Raw genomic sequence first — 15,097 nt, forward strand, 5'->3', positions numbered from 1 at the left:
ACGGACGTATCCGTTGCTTGATCTCTCGAAGCGACGCCGCCCACAACGCAAGCGTCTCCTCAACCGACGCGGCCCGCGCCCACGACATTCGAATCATGGTTGCCCATGGATTCAGAAGCCCGCAACAAAAGCAACTGTAATGCTAACAGAAGACAAGCGGCAGACGTTCGAAGAAGGCGGTCCGCATCAAGGGAGAGCGTCAAACTCGAATCCGTGAACGCAGGCACTCGTCTTGATCGACTGCTGGTCGGGCCATTCCATGGCCGCATCATGCTGCTGATCGGCATCGGAATGTTTTTCATCTACATTGCCGGTACCGTGCTGAGCGTGATGCTGAAGACCAGGTTTGGACCCTCGCCCAGAATGCGGTGTTCATCTCCGCGACCTTCGTCGGCATGATCTGGGATCGTTGCGTACCGGGTTTCTCGGTGATCGCTATGGACGCCGCTCCGCGCCATGATCTTGCCCACCAGCCAGGCGCAGCGCTCGATCTGCGTCAGGTCCAAGTCGCATGCGCAGTGTTCGAAACCTATATACTTCCAGCCGTCGGCGATCGGGGCCGGTGCCGTTCGCCGATCCAGCACGACGTCCAGATAGTCGTCCTTGCACGGGCTCATGGCGGTGTCGCTCATGCTCGCTCCATCGGGCGACGGCGTTGCGTCCGATCTGACCGAGGGGAGCGGGCGCTCGCCTCCGCCTCCCGCGCGTTCAGCCCGGCGCACGCTGGCCTGCCCCCGCGGCGTCGCTGCGATAGCGGCTGGTCGAGGTCTGATAGTACTGCGCGCAGATGTCGGCCATGGCCTCGATCAACGCTCCCCACGGCGCGGGAAAGCATTCTTCCGCCATCAGGCGGTGCAGCATGCGCGTATGGCCGGCCAGCTCGTCCTTGAGGAACTCCATCACAGGCATAGCCGGATAGCGCTGCAGCAGCAGGATCGCCGCGTTGTCGGCCTCGCCCGCCGTCCTGTCCTTGTCGCGTCCATGCAGATCGTTCTGCAGACGCCCTATCGCGGAGATGAGCCGCAGGACCTGGCGAAATGCCGGACGCTCGCGCAAGGTCGCCATGTCCAACCCCCACAGCAATGACAGGCAACAGAACACATTCGCGTAGGCGATCGAATCGACGCCATTGTGCAGGTACTCGGCGTAGGACCAGCGTTCCGCCCCTGCCGCCTGCGCGGGTCCGTCGCGCAGCGCTGCGCAGTAGCGCCGGGTATCGTCGAGAAGCTGAGCATAGTCGCGACGATCGTAGGCGAGTGCGGCCAGCGAGGCGCGCAGCACCGCGCAGCCCTCGAATCCGGGGAGCGCGCACGGCAGGCCCTGCCCCAGCGCCTGCTCCACCGCGGCGAGCTGCTCCGGCGCGATCAGGCCAACGTCGTTGCAATCGTCGAGCCAGAACAGCAGCGCCAGTTCGCGATAGAACGCCACGATCAGCGTTTCGTCCTGCGGATCGCGGCCGGTGCGGGCGCTGGCGTCGCGCAGGCTCGGATGGATGCGCTGCAGGATGTACTGGCCGCCCCTGACTGCTTCCACGGCATGCTCATCGGCGAACCCGGTCAGGGAATGCCCCCACTCCAGCACCTGCTGCAGCGCGCGTTGGGTCTGGATCATGGCGCCGCTCCTGCTCCCTTGGCCAGGGCGCGCCGCCCCCAATGAAGTGCCAGCCACAACCCGGCGAGTTCAGCCACGCGCACGACCCGCGTGGGGCAATATAGTTCTTTGCCGATCCACAGCGGCGTCTGCGGCAATGGATGCGCCGCATGGCGGGCGAGCATCCACTCCAGCGCACGCGCCACCGCCTGCGCGATGCGCCGGCGCCCTGTCGGCTCTTCGTTCCCGTCCATCACGTGCAACGCGAACAGCGCATAGGCGGTTTCCTCGAATGTGGCCGCGCGACCGGCGCCCCAGCCGCCGTCGTCGCGCTGCGCGCGCAGCAGCGCCGCCAGCGCGCGCTCGTCGCGCCACTGGGGGTTGCCTTGCGCCAGCGCAGCGATGGCATGCGCGGTGGGATACAGCCATGAAACGTGCCATTTTTCGTTGTCCCATACACCGTCCGGGTTGCGATTGGCTTCGACATAGGCGCTGGCGGCGGCGGTAGGCTTTCCAAACAGTCGCAACGCATGCAGGGCATGGATGTTGGTCGACATCGAGGCATTGCGCTCGCCGGGGAAGGTGACAAACAGCTCGCCGCTTTCGAATTGGCGCAACGCATCGACCGCCGGGTCGCGGCCTGCAAGGCGCAGGACACACAACGCAATGGCGGTGTCATCCGCATCGGCCGCGAAGTGCAATGCCGGGCCGAGACCGCGCACGCTAAGGCGGGCATCGAGCTGCGCGACGATCACGCGCATCACCTCAGTGAGCGCGGGATGCGCGAACAACCCGACCAGATGCAGGGTGTACAGCGACCAGCATGGTTCGAACACATTGATCGGCCAGACGTTGGGAACGACACCTTCGATGCCGCTGCGCGTCGCCTTCGATGCCGCCTTCAGATACGCGTCCGCGCGCCCGACCTGCGGCGTGCTCCCCTGTGTCAGGACGTGCGCACGCCACGCGGCTGTGGCCGCCGGACTGATGCCGATGCTGCCGTCGTCGTCCGGGCATGCGGTGGTCGGCGAGGTCCCCCAGGCTTCCCAGGAGTGCAGCAACGGATGGCCGCTCGGCAACGTCGCCACCGCCGCCAGCTTGACCAGGCACGCTTGCCGCAACGGCAACAGGGCCGGGTGGCGCGGAAACGCCACGCCGCCCAGCAAGGATGCGGCCTCGCCGCAAAATTGCGGCAAGATCAGCTCCGCGCCGATCGGCGCGTCTTCCGGCACCGCATGCGCGTAGGGATCGGGCTGGCGTTCGAGGAACCGGGTTGCAGCCTGGACCGCGTCGGCAGCGCCGGGAAGAGGATCGGCACGTTGCAATGCCAGCAACGCCGCCCACGTGGGCGCATGACGGAACAGCGGGAAGTCCGCGCTTCCCCATCCGCCATCGGCCTGTTGCTGCGAGATGAGCCACGCGTAGGCGTCCTGCCGACCGGTGACGTTGCCGTGGAATTGCAGAGCTCGCGCCGTGTCGTAGACGGACGGACCGACGCTGCCGCCGTCGCTCATCTCGCTCAGCAGGTGGCGCAATTCGGAAAGGATCTGTTCGGACTGCGCGTTCACGCGGGATGTTCCTTCTGCAGACGGTTGACGAGAACCAGGATCGGGCAGACGCCGCGCACGTCGCCGCAGGTCCGTCGCGGCCCGGCCGATGGGCAGCGCCGGACGGCCGCACTGCTCTGGCGCGGCGACGCGCCAACGACGCTGGCGCCGGTCCGCCGCATAGGCTTGGCCGCAGCGCGCCGCGGCCGTGCAGGGCAACCGCTGCGATGGGCGCCGCGGACTCGGACACGGTGCAGCATGCACCGCTACCGCCGGCTGATCGCAGCGGCACAAGGGCGACTCCATGCGCACGGGCGCGCTCATGCGCATGGCGCGTGCTTGAACAGGTGCGCGTTGGCCCGCTGCAGCATCTGCCCCAACCGTTCCGCACGCGGCCCCAGCGGGACGATGGCCTCTCCGGCGTCGCGCAACAGATCGAGCGCGAACTGGCGCGCAGCCTGCAGCCCCATGATCGACGCGCAGGTCGGCTTCTGCGCCGCCGCGTCCTTGCCGGGGGTCTTGCCCAGCGCCGCGGTATCCGCCGTCGCATCGAGAATGTCATCGACCACCTGCAACGCCAGGCCGAAACAGGCGCTGTAGCGATCGAGCGCACAGTACAGCGCAGCGTGCGCGGCATCCTCCGCGATGGCGCATAGCGCGCCCATGCGAACGGACGCGCGCACTAGCGCTCCGCTCTTCATCCGGTGCATCGCGACGATCCTGTCCAGCTCGACGTGCTTTCCGACCAGCGACAGATCGATGGCCTGCCCGCCTGCGGCACCCTCGGCGGACACCGCCTGCGCCAGTTCGCGCACGAGCGCGATAGGATTGTCGCCCGGCGCATCCAGGCTCGCCAGGGTCAGGAAGGCGTGCGCCTGCAGCGCGTCGCCGACCAGGATCGCGGTGGCTTCGCCGAACTTGACATGCACGGTCGGAAGGCCGCGGCGAAGCACGTCGTTGTCCATCGCGGGCAGGTCGTCGTGGACCAGGGTACAGGCGTGCATCATCTCGATCGCGGCGCCGACGTCGTCGAGCATGTGCGCCGGCGTGTCGGCCAGTGTGCCGGCAGCCAGACAGAGCAAGGCGCGGGTGCGCTTCCCGCCATGCAAGGTGGCGTAGCGCATTGCCGCGATCAGCTCGGTCTCACCCTTGTCTTCGACGCAGAGACGACGCGCGAGCGCTTGTTCGACCCGCTTTGCGCCGTCCTGCATCCAGATCTCAGGCATCAGCCTGCCGGAAGCGCCGCGCGCCTGCGCGCCCAATCCGCCGAGCGTGGAAACGCCAGTTCGGTCGTCGTGTAGCGTGGAACCGGTCTGCATGCTGTTCATGTCCTTGTACCTGACAGGAGACGGCCACAGCGGGCCGCCGCGGTGTTGCCGGCGTCGCTGCCTCGCCACACAGGCGCAAGCGATGCCAGCTCATGAGAATCCGATGCGGATTTTCATGGACGGATGTGCGGTCGGGTAATAACGCCGGCCTTTTTCGACGCCGCTCAGCAACCGCGGCCGCACCCCGGCCTTGTGCATGGTCAGCGCCAAAGCGATGCAGAACTGCACCAGTTCGAGCCACACCAAGTGGTAGCCGATGCAGACGTGTGGGCCGGTACCGAACTGCAGCATGTCCACCGGCCGGATCGGCTCCGTGCGTTGCAGCCACCGCGCCAGGCGGAACTGATCAGGCGCCTCGTGCAGCAGCGCCGAGGTCGAGAAATGCAGCAGCGGGATGCACAGATGGGTGCCCGCGGGAATGCGCCGTTGGCCGAGTTGCAATTCCTGCAGCGCCCGACGCGGCAGGAGCGTGGTCGTCGGATGCACGCGCAGCGTCTCGCGGAACAGGGCCTCAGCGACCGGACACTGCGCCAGGTCCGCGTGCCGGGTCGGCACCGCGCCCACGCGTTGCGCCTCCTCGACCAGGGCGTCCCACAGCACAGGCTGCCGCGCCAGCTCGATCACCATCCAGGCCATCGTCGAGGCGGTGGTGTCGTGACCCGCAAGCAGCAGCAAGCGGATATTGGCGACCAGGACGTCATCGGAGAGCGCATCGTCGCTGCGATCGAAGGCGCTTACCATGTCGTTGATCAACCCGGTGCGCGCGGCATGCGCGCGCGCGTCGCGGACGAACTGGCGCAACTGCGCGTCGATCCAGTCGCGGGCGGCGCGGCCCCGCCGCAAGGGCAGCCCGGGCAGGTCGACCGGGGGCGCGACGATCAACTGCAGCAGTTGCCGGTACTTGCGATGCCATCCTGGCAAGTCCTGCGCGGGGATACCCATGAGGCTGAAGATGAGTTTGAGCATCAGGTCGCCGGTTTCGCGCAGGATGGTTACGTCGCCGCCGTCACGCCACGCCTGCACCCGCGCCCAGATGACGGGCGCGAACAGGTCGCCGATGCAGGCCTGAGTCAGCCCTTTGGGCAGGAACGCCGCCTTGATCGCATCGCGCGCCTGCCGGTGCGCGCCGCCGTCCTGGGCGACCAACGTTCCGCCAAGTAATTCGGGCGCGATCTCTTCGATCAGCACCGAGGACACGTCCTTGTGCCGGAGCAGCGCGAACGCGTCCGGATCCACGCAGGTCATCAGGTGTCCGGCAGGGCCGAAATCCAGCCAGAAGTGGCTGCCCAGCATCCGTTCCGCGCGCCGCAGCAGGCGCGGCAGGTCGCAGACGATGGCGGGAAGATGCCCGACCAGGGGGAAAGCGCCGGGCACGATCGGGATGTCGTACCGCAGCCGGTGCCGACGCGCCAGCGGGTTGAGCAGCATGTCCATCAGCAGCGCGGCGCCGCAGCCGCTTCGGCGGTGTTGCCGGCAGGCCGCGCGGCGCGGCTGTTGCCACCGTCGGCGTACGTCGGCACATGCGCCAGCATGCCGCCGTCAATGCACACGACCTGGCCGGTGATGAACGCAGCATCCTCGGAAAGCAGGAACGCCACCAGCGCGGCCACGTCCTCGGGACGGCCGACGCGCGGCAGGAGCTGGTGCCGGCGCAGATGCCGTTGCATGCCCTCGTCCAGCTTGGCGAGGAGACGCTCGGTCATGATGAGACCCGGCGCAACCGCGTTGCAGCGGATCTGCGCATGACCGTACTGGGTGGCGAGCGAGGCCGACAGCATGTTCATCGCCGCCTTCGACGCGGCGTAGGACGTCTGCGCGGTGTCACCGCTGAGCCCCTGGCATGACGACATGTTGACGATCGCGCCACCGCCGCGGGCGATCATCGGTGGGATTGCCTGCCGGCAGCAGAGCAGGGTGCCGCGCAGATTGGTCGCCATGGTCTGGTCCCAGACCGCCAGATCCAGGTCGAGGATCGCGCGGTCGCGCGGGGTCAGATGCATGGCGCTCGCGTTGTTCACCAGCAGGTCGACCCCACCGAAGTGCCGCTCCGCCGTCTCGAACAGCGCTGCCACCGCCTGCGCATCGGCGATGTCCATCGCCAGGGCCAGCGCGTGGCCCGCTTCGGCCGCGATCTGCGCGGTGCAGGCGATGGCCGCCGCGCCGTCAATGTCGGCCACCACCACTCTGCCGCCCTCGCGCGCGATAGCGAGGGCGCATGCCTTGCCGATACCGGCGCCGGCGCCGGTTACCACGGCCACCTTGCCTTCAAACCGTCCCATCGTGTCCTCGTCGATTGCGCTGGTCTTTTGCGGCATGCCGCTCGGCCTCGGCCGGAGAAGGCGCAGGGTCGGCGGTGGCGCGCTCGTCATCGCCAGCGTCGCTTTCGATGACCCGAATGGCGGCGACCGGGCACTGGCTGGCCGCGAGCCGCACGGCAGCGTGCAGCGCCTGCGGGACCGTCGCCACGCACACTTCGGCCACGCCGTCCGGTTCGCGCTGGCGAAAGGTGCCCGGCAGCGTCAACACGCACTGCCCGGTGGTTCCGCACATATCCTGGTCGACCACGACGCGCATCTCAGTCCCCGTGCTCATGCAGCCGCACCGGCAACGCGCGGAACGTCCTAAGGAACGCGGAGGGCTCCCGGCTCGGCTGCTCGGCCAATGCCAGCGTGGGGAAGCGCGCCTGGATCCGCGGCAGGCTCTCGGCCAACTGCACCCGGGCCAGTTGCGCACCGAGGCAGAAGTGGATGCCGTGGCCGAAGCTCAGCATGATCTTCCCGTCGGTCGACATGCCAGGACTGGTGCCGTAGAACCGCGCGGGATCGAAGCGGTCGGGGTCGGCGAAGGCGTCCGGGTCGCGATTGCCGGCCGCGATCAGCACGCGCACGTCCGCGTTCTTCGGGATCACCACGCCGCCTAGGTCGATGTCGCGCTGGGCGATACGCGGAATGGAGCTGAACATGGCGGGCGCGTCGCAGCGCAGGACCTCTTCGACGAATGCCTTCACCCCCACGGCGTCTCCCTGCAGCCAGTGCCGCTGTTCGGGATACGCCAGCATCGCCAGGACCGCATGGTCGATGGTCGCGGCAGTGGTGGCGAAGCCGCCCAGCAGCATGCCCCACAGCATGCTGATCAACTCCGCATCCGACAGCGTGTCGGCATCGTCCTCGTGTGCGCCGACCAGCATCGACACGATGTCGTGGCGGGGATCGGTGCGCCTGCGCTCTATGAGGTCGCCGAAGTAGGCCTGCACCCTGGCGCTGGCCGCGTCCGCCGCGGCAAGCTGGGGATCGCTGGCGTGCGGGCTTAGGCCTTCCAGAATGGCGCCGATGCCGGCGGCGAGCCCGAACATGTCGTCTTGGGGCATGCCGAACAGTTCGGCGAAGATTAGCATGGGCAAGGCCAGCGCGAATTCCCGATGCAGGTCCACCGTCTCCCCGCGCTCCAGCGCGGGCGCCATGCCGTCCAGGCGCGCTGCGACGATGCGCGCGATGCTCGGCCGCAGGTCGTCGATCTGGCGCATGGTGAAATCGCGCGAGATCAGCCGGCGCAGACGCGTATGCGTCGGTGGGTCCTTCATCGCCAGCGTGGACGCCAGCAGATTGAGCGACAGGCTGGTCGCTGCACGCGGGAAATAGCGCGCCAGTTCGCCCGGCGCCGGTCCCCGAAACGCATCGCCCGTGGCCTTGAGCGCCCAGTAGATGTCGCCGTGGCGGCTCAACAGAAAGAGGCCCGACGCCGCGCGATGCACCGGATCGTGCTCGCGCAACCACCGCATGAACGGATACGGGTCGTGGATGCACGCTGGCGACGCCAGTTCGGCGAAGGCGTCCCGGCATGCTGCCGTGGTTTCTTGCACGTCCATCTTGGTTAACTGTTGGCTTGCTGATCGGAACGGCGCGCGCCAGGCGCGCCGGCAAATTGCGGAGAAGATCGCGATTCCCGGCGGTGTCCGCGCATCACCAGAGCACCGGCAACTCTTCGAACCCGCCAGTGATGATCTCCTTGCGCAACTTCAGTTCTTCCGGCGCCACGGCCAGGCGCAGCGCGGGAAAGTGCTGGAAGATCGAACCGAACACCACTTTGAGTTCCAGCCTGGCCAGCGCCATGCCGAGGCAGTAGTGCGGACCGTAGGAGAACGCCAGGTGCGGGTTTTCGGCGCGCCCGATATCGAAGATTTGCGGGTCGTCGAAATGGCGCGGATCGAACGACGTCGCAGGCAGTCCGACCAGCACCTTGCTCTCCGCGGGAATATGCACGCCCGCGATGGTCACGTCGGTCCTCGGATAGCGCATGATGCCGTCCCAGCCCACGCCCGCCGGGTACATGCGTAGGATTTCCTCCACCGCCGTGTCCACCAGGGATGGATCGCCGACCAGGCGTTCGCGCTGTTGCGGATGGCGGAACATGGCCAGCAGGCCGAATTCGATCTGCGCGACGGTGCTCTCGTGCCCCGCCACCAGCATGCCCGCGGCCAGACCGATCGCCTCTTCCTCGGTCGCCTTGCCCTGGTCGACCGCCGCGAGCAGGTCCGTCAGCAGGTTGTCGCCCGGATCCTGGCGCTTGTCCCGCATCTTGCTGCGAATGTAGGCGCGCAGTTCTTCCCAAGCCAGGCGCGACGCGCTGCGCGGGCCGCTTTCATGCTGGTGCGTCATTACCTCGTCGGACAGGCCGGCGAAAAACGCGTGATCCTCGTAGAGCACGCCCATCAGCGCGCTGATGACCATGGCCGGAAGCGGAAAGGAGAGGTGGCGCCGCAGGTCGGCGGGCTGGGGCTGGGCCGCCAGCGTCTCGAACAACTGCGCGGCGATCGCCTCGACCTGCTGCGCGAGCAGCTTCACCCTGCGATCGTTGAAGGCCGGCGCCACGATCGTGCGCAACCGGGCATGCTCGCCCCCCTCGTGCGAGACCAGCCACCCCGGCGAACCGAGAATTACCGAATCCGGGGTGAATGCCGCCGGCGGCATTCCCGCGGGCCGGAACGCCGCGTCGGACAGCACCGCCTTGGCCTCGTCGTAGCCTGTCACCCACCAGCCTTCGTGCCCGGACGGGAAGCGCACGCGGTGGATCGGACCGTTGGCGCGTAGCGCCAACATCTTGGGCGAGGGCTCGATGTGATCGACGCGCCACATCGGCAGCGTCGGCAAGGGTTGTTCGGACATGGTGACACTTCAGTCTCTACGCGATGGAAGGGCGGAAGGTGACCGGCAGGCGGTGCGGGCTTCACGTGCGCTTGCGTTCGCTTCTGTTCGTCGATGATGATGATCGGCGGGGAGGCGGCCGGAACCTAGGGCCTCAAAGTGGCTTTAGCCAACTACCGAATCTTGTAGTAGCGTCCTAAACTAAACGCTTGGTGGCGCAAAAAATATGCGGAAAACTCTGCCGCCACGCGCACGGAAACCTATTTCCGATGCGTATCCGCCTATGTTGGTTGGCTACATGCGTGTCGGTCGGACTCCGACGGCGAGAGCACGGACTTGCAGCGCGATGCGCTGCTCGCCGCAGGCGTTGATCTGGTGACCTGCCTGGGGTTCGCCACGATGACGATGGCGTATTTCGCAAGGCTGATAGAGGGCCCGCGTTGATTCTCGATGCAAACGTTATCAAGGCGATCGTTGATCCTTCGGGCCCTTGGGAAGCTCCTTTTCAAGAACAAGATCCCTTCTCGGCTCAACGCACTTTCATGCGAAAGGCGTGCTGAACTATAGCAACTACGTCGAAGAAGCAGCGGGGCTTGCACGACAACACCTTTCGGGCAATAAGCTCGCAAAGGAAGCAGGTCCGCCAGCCGTCCTGGCGGGCAATGACAGCCGCCGCAAAGAGCCCGGGCTGGCGCTATTTCGTCGTAACGCGTACCGGCAGTGAGCTGAGGGCCCGCAATCCACTGCTGTCGCGGTATACCGGCTCGCCCGTTATCTCGATTGATGCGACGCTCGCCGCCAAGGCGGCCAGAACGGCTTCGCCTTCGAGCCGCGCGACCATTTGCCCCACGCAGCCATGGATCCCGGTGCCGAAGCCGATATGGCCCGAGACGCGCCGGGTGATGTCGAACTGGTCGGGCTGCTCCCACCGCGTTTCGTCGCGATTTGCAGAACCAATCAGCAGCAATACTTTCTCGTGCTTACCGATCGGCACCCCTGCGATCTCGGTTTCATGCGGTGTGGTCCGAAAGACGTAAGGTGCGGCGGAATCATAGCGCAGGCTCTCATCGAACGCGCCGCGCGCCAGCGAAGGATTGGCGGCCAGAATGGCCCACTGCTCCGGATGACGGATTAAACTAAAGAGGGCCATGCCTGTTGCACTGATAGTCGTATCCAGTCCCGCCGAAAGAAAGGACCGGACGAGCAGAGGCGCTTCGTCATGGGTAATTTCGCCGCTATCGGCGGCCTCGTAGACCTGTGCGCCAAAACTGCCGGGAGCCAAGGCGTCCCGTTGGCATTTCGCGGCAACCCAAGGCAAAACCTCAGGTGCCTTGGCCATCAGAGTTCGGAAATAATCGTTCTCCGGCCCCATGCCGGCAAACACCATGGCGCCGTAGGTCAGAAAATTTTCGCGGCCCTCATTGTCGATGCCCAGAGCATCGGGAAATACAGTCACCGGAAATATTTCGGCAAGATCGCGGACGGCGTCGAATGATCTCTTTTCAATGAGTTCATCGACCAGCGCGGCGGCCTTGGCCTTGAAACCGTTCTCGAGGCCCCGCATGGCACCCGGCGACATGATCCGAGCTAGCACCTTTCGGGTGCGTGTATGTAGCGGTGGGTCAGCTTCGAGGACGATGCTCGGCGGACGCCACGGCTTCTCCTTGAAAGAATTGATGATGCCAGCACCACCGGCATTGCTGAAGTTCACATGGTCAGCAAAGACCGCCTTGATCTCGGCAAAACGCGGCACGGCGAAGATGCCGTATTTCTCGAGCCTGACGACGGGTGCCTTCGCACGAAGCTCGGCATAGGCCGGATAGGGGTCGATGCGAGTGTCCCAGTCGAACGGATCGAAATCGCTGCAGGCATACTCGCGTGCCGAAGTTGCCACTGTTCGCCTCCGTTTGGTCGCTTCTACTTAATTGACTATAGTCATTTATTGCAGAAGGTGGCAAGCTAGGAATGGAGTGGCGTTTTTTGCTCGTGATAACAGCCATGTAGCTGCAGGACAGACCGGGCGGAGATTGGATGTCGGCCGAGAGATCAGGAAACTCCAAGGGGATGCGGCGCTTTCAGAAGCGCGCGCGCCAAGAAGCTGACAAGCGCGCGTTGCAGGCTCGAATCCTTGAAACAGCGCGAAAGGAGTTCGCGAGCGGCACACTCGAAACCGTTTCGATCCAGAAGATCGCCGATGCGCTCGGTTACTCGAAGGGCACGGTTCTCAAATACTTTCCGACCAAGATCCTGCTGCTGCTGGCAGTGAAGGAGAGGAATCTCGAGGAAATGGCGGATCGGCTCGACCAAGTCCGCGCGCTTCATTCCAGCGGTGAGGTCCGGCTGCGGCGTGTCATGGAGGCCTATATCAAGTATTGGGTGGACAACCCCGATCATTTTCGATCGCTCTATTCGATGGCCGGCACAGTCGAGGACAGGCGTTTTCCCGACGGGGTTTATTTCGGTGAAACTGAGATCGCACGAAAGGGCTACGGGCTATTTGTGACTTCGATCGCGGAGTATCTTTCCGAATTGAGGGTGGAGGCGAGGCCGGGGCTGACGGAGCGCCTAGCGACCGCCCTGCTATCGGCGGCGCATGGGGTGATCTCGTTGCCACTGGGAACACCAACGATGAAATGGCCGGACATTCACGGCAACGGGCGATTGGTCCTCGGCAGTCTCATCGACGCTTGGTCGGCGAAGATTAAAGCCGCTCGGCAGACCGAGACCTGGCCGAGAATTTCCATCGGTGATCTTCTTTAGTTCGGCAGCACCGGCTTGCTGGCAGCCGATCTATCGTCGCAGCCAAGAAAAGGGGCTGTCGCGCGAAGGGATTCGCCACGCGTACCGAAACGAAGACGGACACCTACGCGTGAGAAGCGACGTTTACTGGCTGGCGAGCCATAATGTCCCGAAGTATCTGAAATATATCGGACAGTTCTTTAGGATCGCTGGGGGCGCCAAAACAGATGCGAATGGCGCCAGGATCCCCCTTTCCCACCGCTGAGGCGATGCGGGGGGGGGACAAGTATGCCTCGTCCTGGCGCAGCGGCCGTAAACCGATCTGCGGACCACTCTTGCGGCAACTGCAACTATCCGTAGAAGGCTGAGAACTGAAGTTTGCGGCATTGGGAAAAAGTCTAGGAGCATCCCGTAACGTTCGTGCGCCTGACGCCGCCGCTCACGCAGAAGTTCTTCCAGCTTTCCGCTCTCAATCAACCGCACCACAGTCTCGCCTAACACCTGAGCAACAAACCAGGCACAGGCGTGCAGGAGGAGCTGAGTTTGAGCGATGTAGGCCGGCCGGACTGTCACTGTCCCGAGCCTGAAGGCTGGCGCAAGGTATTTGGAGTAGGACGTGATTTAGAAGGAGAGGGCCGGCACCAATGAGGCGATCGGCACAGGACGCTCGGGGAAGAAAAAGCGGTAAACGTCATCCTCTATGATGGCGAGATCGAGCTCCTCGGCGAATTCACCGATGCGCCCCCGCGGTCAAGACTCAGCGTGCGAGCCGTGGGGCTCTGCAACGTCGGCAGGCAATAGAGCACTCGCGCTCGGGACGCCCGGCAGGCTTTTTCAGCGCCTCAGGGTCGCTTCGGTCCTCATCCATGTCCACGGGCACCAAATTAAGGTGGCTGGCGCGGCGATGGCTTTGAAGCAGGGATAAGTGAAAGCACCCACCAAGACACTGTCGCCGGGTTTTGCCACGAAGCGCAGGGCGACATCGATCGCGTGCTGGGCGCCGTTGCACAGAATCAGCTGTGCCGGCGCGACCGTAAAGGCGTTGTCAGAGAGCGAGGCTGCGATGATTTCACGTTCCTGGGAAACGCCAGCGTGAGGATGGTAGCCCAACAACAGTGCAAGATCAGGTTCGCGCACCACCTCGCCAAACAACGCGGACAGGACCTGCGTTTCGCTTCCGTGGCCGGGCACGCTCAGCGCTAAATTGACCGGTTCATGTCATGCCGTGGCCGCCTCGGCCTGCGCGGCGAATGACGCCGGACGAAGGTGCCCTGCCCGACATGTCCGCTGATCCCGCGTTGTTCGGCCTTCTGATAGGCTTTGCTGACGGTGCCGACGGACAGGCCGAGCTCTCGTGCCAGGTCAAGGTGCGGCGGAAGGCAGTCGCCATCGGACAGCCGACCGTCAGCGATGTCCCGCTCCAGAGCACTGACCAGGGCGAGCTATCGCGCCCCCTCGGACGCGAGTTTCCGCGGCCGGCGCGTATCTGCAGAAAGCCTGGCGCGGCAAACGGCCAGTACGTCATCACGCCGGAGATGAGCCCCGGCTTCGTGGAGGCACTCCCTGTCAGCAAATCCCACGGCATCGGTCCGGCGACTTGCACCAAGATGAATGCTATCGGGCGGTAGACTGCCTCGACGTCCGCAATCAGTCGCTCGACTCTGCAAGCCAATTTCGGCAAGGCCGGCGCGTAATACTACCGGATATCGAGGGGCATTGATCACCGCGAGGTCCGCGCGAACCGGATCCGGAAGTCGGTTGGTGCGGAGAACACGTCCTCAACCGATCTTTAGCGCTTTCGACGCAATGGCCACCGAGTTGGGCCCGCTGATCGAGAAGGTCTGGCGGCACTGGGAGGACAAGGACCGCGCGGGCCCGGAAAGTCACGCTGACCAGTGCCATCCTTGCCGCTGCCGGCAGAGCGAGCGAAGCGCCGACGCGAATGGCGCCAGCGTCGCCGCGAAGCCCGCGAACGCATGCATCTTAAGTGGGCAGGGCGCGGCGGCAGCCCAACTCACCAAAAAGTAGATAGCTCCGGTCGATGCCGCACCGACCCCGCGTCTCATGGGTCCAGCCGACAGCTCGGCGAAAGCTCCCGATCGCCGCGGTCCGCTTGAGTGTCTTGACGACGACGGGCTGGTTCTCATCCGCGAAAGGGGAGACCCAAAGCGCATCCTCGGGACAATAAAGCTCGCAAAAGGAAGCATGTCGTCGTGACGGGCAATGACCGGAATTCCATAGGTGCCGAGTTTGCCGTCCATCGCCTTCCATACGCTGTCGTAATCGGCGAATGCGAAGGCGGTGCATGCCCGCGCTCGGCACCAGGGTGGCAAGGATCGAGGACGATTGGTTGAAGAACTCACGCCGCTGCGTACCTGGTCAGGAGTTCGGTGTCGGAGCCGAGCTGATTGGCCGGAAACAGCCTGATCTCCAGCCGGCCGCTCGTCGCTTCGCGGATCGGTCGATCGCCTCTTGGGCCCGGATATTCACGGGGTGGGTCGGATCCTGCCCGGTCGCAAACTTGTAAACGAACTCGGCTGCGGAAGCCGGACGAGTAAGAATCCCGCAGAGAGGTACGGCCGTGGCTGCCATCAATAGCGTACGGCGGCTCATCCTTCCGGGCTTCGAGACAATCATGTTTCCTCCTGATCCTGCATTGACGTTGGTGCCGACAGCATCAGCCTGCGCTGGCGTGCAGCTTTCGCGTCTCTTGGTTCACCGCTCTCGACCGCCGGCATGTAGGCAAGAGTCA

The 15,097-nt window shown here is 65.0% G+C and carries 12 protein-coding genes and 4 pseudogenes; 3 read left to right on the plus strand and 13 right to left on the minus strand.

The features are described 5' to 3' along the window. Positions 1–213: 213 nt before the first annotated feature. A pseudogene (locus AC0L3P_RS20105) lies at positions 214–448 on the plus strand (MFS transporter); the annotation flags it as partial. Positions 449–455: 7 nt separating this feature from the next. Here the strand turns inward: AC0L3P_RS20105 and AC0L3P_RS20110 are convergent. The 10 genes and pseudogenes from AC0L3P_RS20110 to AC0L3P_RS20155 all read right to left on the minus strand — a co-directional run. Further along, positions 456–722, minus strand: a pseudogene (locus tag AC0L3P_RS20110) (type 2 isopentenyl-diphosphate Delta-isomerase); the annotation flags it as partial. After that, positions 709–1,611 carry a terpene synthase family protein gene (locus AC0L3P_RS20115; RefSeq protein WP_456766004.1) on the minus strand — a complete coding sequence of 301 codons (903 nt, stop codon included), beginning with the start codon at positions 1,609–1,611 and terminating at the stop codon, positions 709–711. The pseudogene AC0L3P_RS20110 and the gene AC0L3P_RS20115, both read right to left, overlap by 14 nt. Then, entirely contained in the window at positions 1,608–3,158 is a 1,551-nt protein-coding gene (locus tag AC0L3P_RS20120) for a hypothetical protein (RefSeq protein WP_473304352.1), read from the minus strand. Before AC0L3P_RS20120 ends, AC0L3P_RS20115 begins: the two co-directional genes overlap by 4 nt. Positions 3,159–3,457: 299 nt before the next feature. Beyond that, complete coding sequence (locus AC0L3P_RS20125; RefSeq protein WP_473304354.1) at positions 3,458–4,456, minus strand: polyprenyl synthetase family protein; 999 nt, start codon at positions 4,454–4,456, stop codon at positions 3,458–3,460. 99 nt (positions 4,457–4,555) lie between these two features. Continuing rightward, entirely contained in the window at positions 4,556–5,899 is a 1,344-nt protein-coding gene (locus AC0L3P_RS20130) for a cytochrome P450 (RefSeq protein ID WP_473304356.1), read from the minus strand. Continuing rightward, complete coding sequence (locus tag AC0L3P_RS20135; RefSeq protein WP_473304571.1) at positions 5,899–6,744, minus strand: SDR family oxidoreductase; 846 nt, start codon at positions 6,742–6,744, stop codon at positions 5,899–5,901. The genes AC0L3P_RS20130 and AC0L3P_RS20135 overlap by 1 nt, the downstream gene beginning before the upstream one ends. Continuing rightward, the gene (locus AC0L3P_RS20140; RefSeq protein ID WP_231188988.1) at positions 6,731–7,039 is read right to left on the minus strand and encodes a ferredoxin; all 309 of its coding nucleotides are present in this window, start codon (positions 7,037–7,039) and stop codon (positions 6,731–6,733) included. Before AC0L3P_RS20140 ends, AC0L3P_RS20135 begins: the two co-directional genes overlap by 14 nt. Position 7,040: 1 nt before the next feature. Beyond that, positions 7,041–8,330 (minus strand): cytochrome P450, encoded by a 1,290-nt coding sequence (locus AC0L3P_RS20145; protein WP_473304358.1) that lies wholly within the window; start codon positions 8,328–8,330, stop codon positions 7,041–7,043. Positions 8,331–8,424: 94 nt separating this feature from the next. Next, complete coding sequence (locus AC0L3P_RS20150) at positions 8,425–9,627, minus strand: cytochrome P450 (RefSeq protein ID WP_317245096.1); 1,203 nt, start codon at positions 9,625–9,627, stop codon at positions 8,425–8,427. A 673-nt stretch (positions 9,628–10,300) separates the two neighbouring features. Next, on the minus strand, positions 10,301–11,500 hold the full coding sequence (locus AC0L3P_RS20155; protein ID WP_473304361.1) for a cytochrome P450: 1,200 nt from the start codon (positions 11,498–11,500) through the stop codon (positions 10,301–10,303). Positions 11,501–11,637: 137 nt separating this feature from the next. Here AC0L3P_RS20155 and AC0L3P_RS20160 point away from each other — a divergent pair, with 137 nt between their 5' ends. Further along, positions 11,638–12,366 carry a TetR/AcrR family transcriptional regulator gene (locus tag AC0L3P_RS20160; RefSeq protein ID WP_473304364.1) on the plus strand — a complete coding sequence of 243 codons (729 nt, stop codon included), beginning with the start codon at positions 11,638–11,640 and terminating at the stop codon, positions 12,364–12,366. Between the two features lie 813 nt (positions 12,367–13,179). Here AC0L3P_RS20160 and AC0L3P_RS20165 read toward each other — a convergent pair. Then, positions 13,180–13,536 carry an aminotransferase class I/II-fold pyridoxal phosphate-dependent enzyme gene (locus AC0L3P_RS20165; protein WP_473304367.1) on the minus strand — a complete coding sequence of 119 codons (357 nt, stop codon included), beginning with the start codon at positions 13,534–13,536 and terminating at the stop codon, positions 13,180–13,182. Positions 13,537–13,544: 8 nt separating this feature from the next. Further along, a complete protein-coding gene (locus tag AC0L3P_RS20170; RefSeq protein ID WP_473304573.1) occupies positions 13,545–13,781 on the minus strand; it encodes a GntR family transcriptional regulator in 237 nt (78 codons plus the stop codon). A 54-nt stretch (positions 13,782–13,835) separates the two neighbouring features. Between AC0L3P_RS20170 and AC0L3P_RS20175 the strand changes: the two are divergent. After that, positions 13,836–14,220: pseudogene (locus AC0L3P_RS20175) on the plus strand (DNA polymerase thumb domain-containing protein); the annotation flags it as partial. Between the two features lie 362 nt (positions 14,221–14,582). Here AC0L3P_RS20175 and AC0L3P_RS20180 read toward each other — a convergent pair. After that, positions 14,583–14,982, minus strand: a pseudogene (locus AC0L3P_RS20180) (TRAP transporter substrate-binding protein); the annotation flags it as partial. Between the last annotated feature and the right edge of the window lie 115 nt (positions 14,983–15,097).

This window comes from Bradyrhizobium sp. WSM4874 (genome assembly GCF_055811835.1).

Coding starts and splice junctions, on each gene's coding strand:
- AC0L3P_RS20115 (WP_456766004.1), bottom strand. CDS start 1,611: ATGATCCAGACCCAACGCGCGCTGCAGCAGGTGCTGGAGTGGGGGCAT.
- AC0L3P_RS20130 (WP_473304356.1), bottom strand. CDS start 5,899: ATGGACATGCTGCTCAACCCGCTGGCGCGTCGGCACCGGCTGCGGTAC.
- AC0L3P_RS20160 (WP_473304364.1), top strand. CDS start 11,638: ATGTCGGCCGAGAGATCAGGAAACTCCAAGGGGATGCGGCGCTTTCAG.
- AC0L3P_RS20140 (WP_231188988.1), bottom strand. CDS start 7,039: ATGCGCGTCGTGGTCGACCAGGATATGTGCGGAACCACCGGGCAGTGC.
- AC0L3P_RS20125 (WP_473304354.1), bottom strand. CDS start 4,456: ATGCAGACCGGTTCCACGCTACACGACGACCGAACTGGCGTTTCCACG.
- AC0L3P_RS20135 (WP_473304571.1), bottom strand. CDS start 6,744: ATGGGACGGTTTGAAGGCAAGGTGGCCGTGGTAACCGGCGCCGGCGCC.
- AC0L3P_RS20145 (WP_473304358.1), bottom strand. CDS start 8,330: ATGGACGTGCAAGAAACCACGGCAGCATGCCGGGACGCCTTCGCCGAA.
- AC0L3P_RS20150 (WP_317245096.1), bottom strand. CDS start 9,627: ATGTCCGAACAACCCTTGCCGACGCTGCCGATGTGGCGCGTCGATCAC.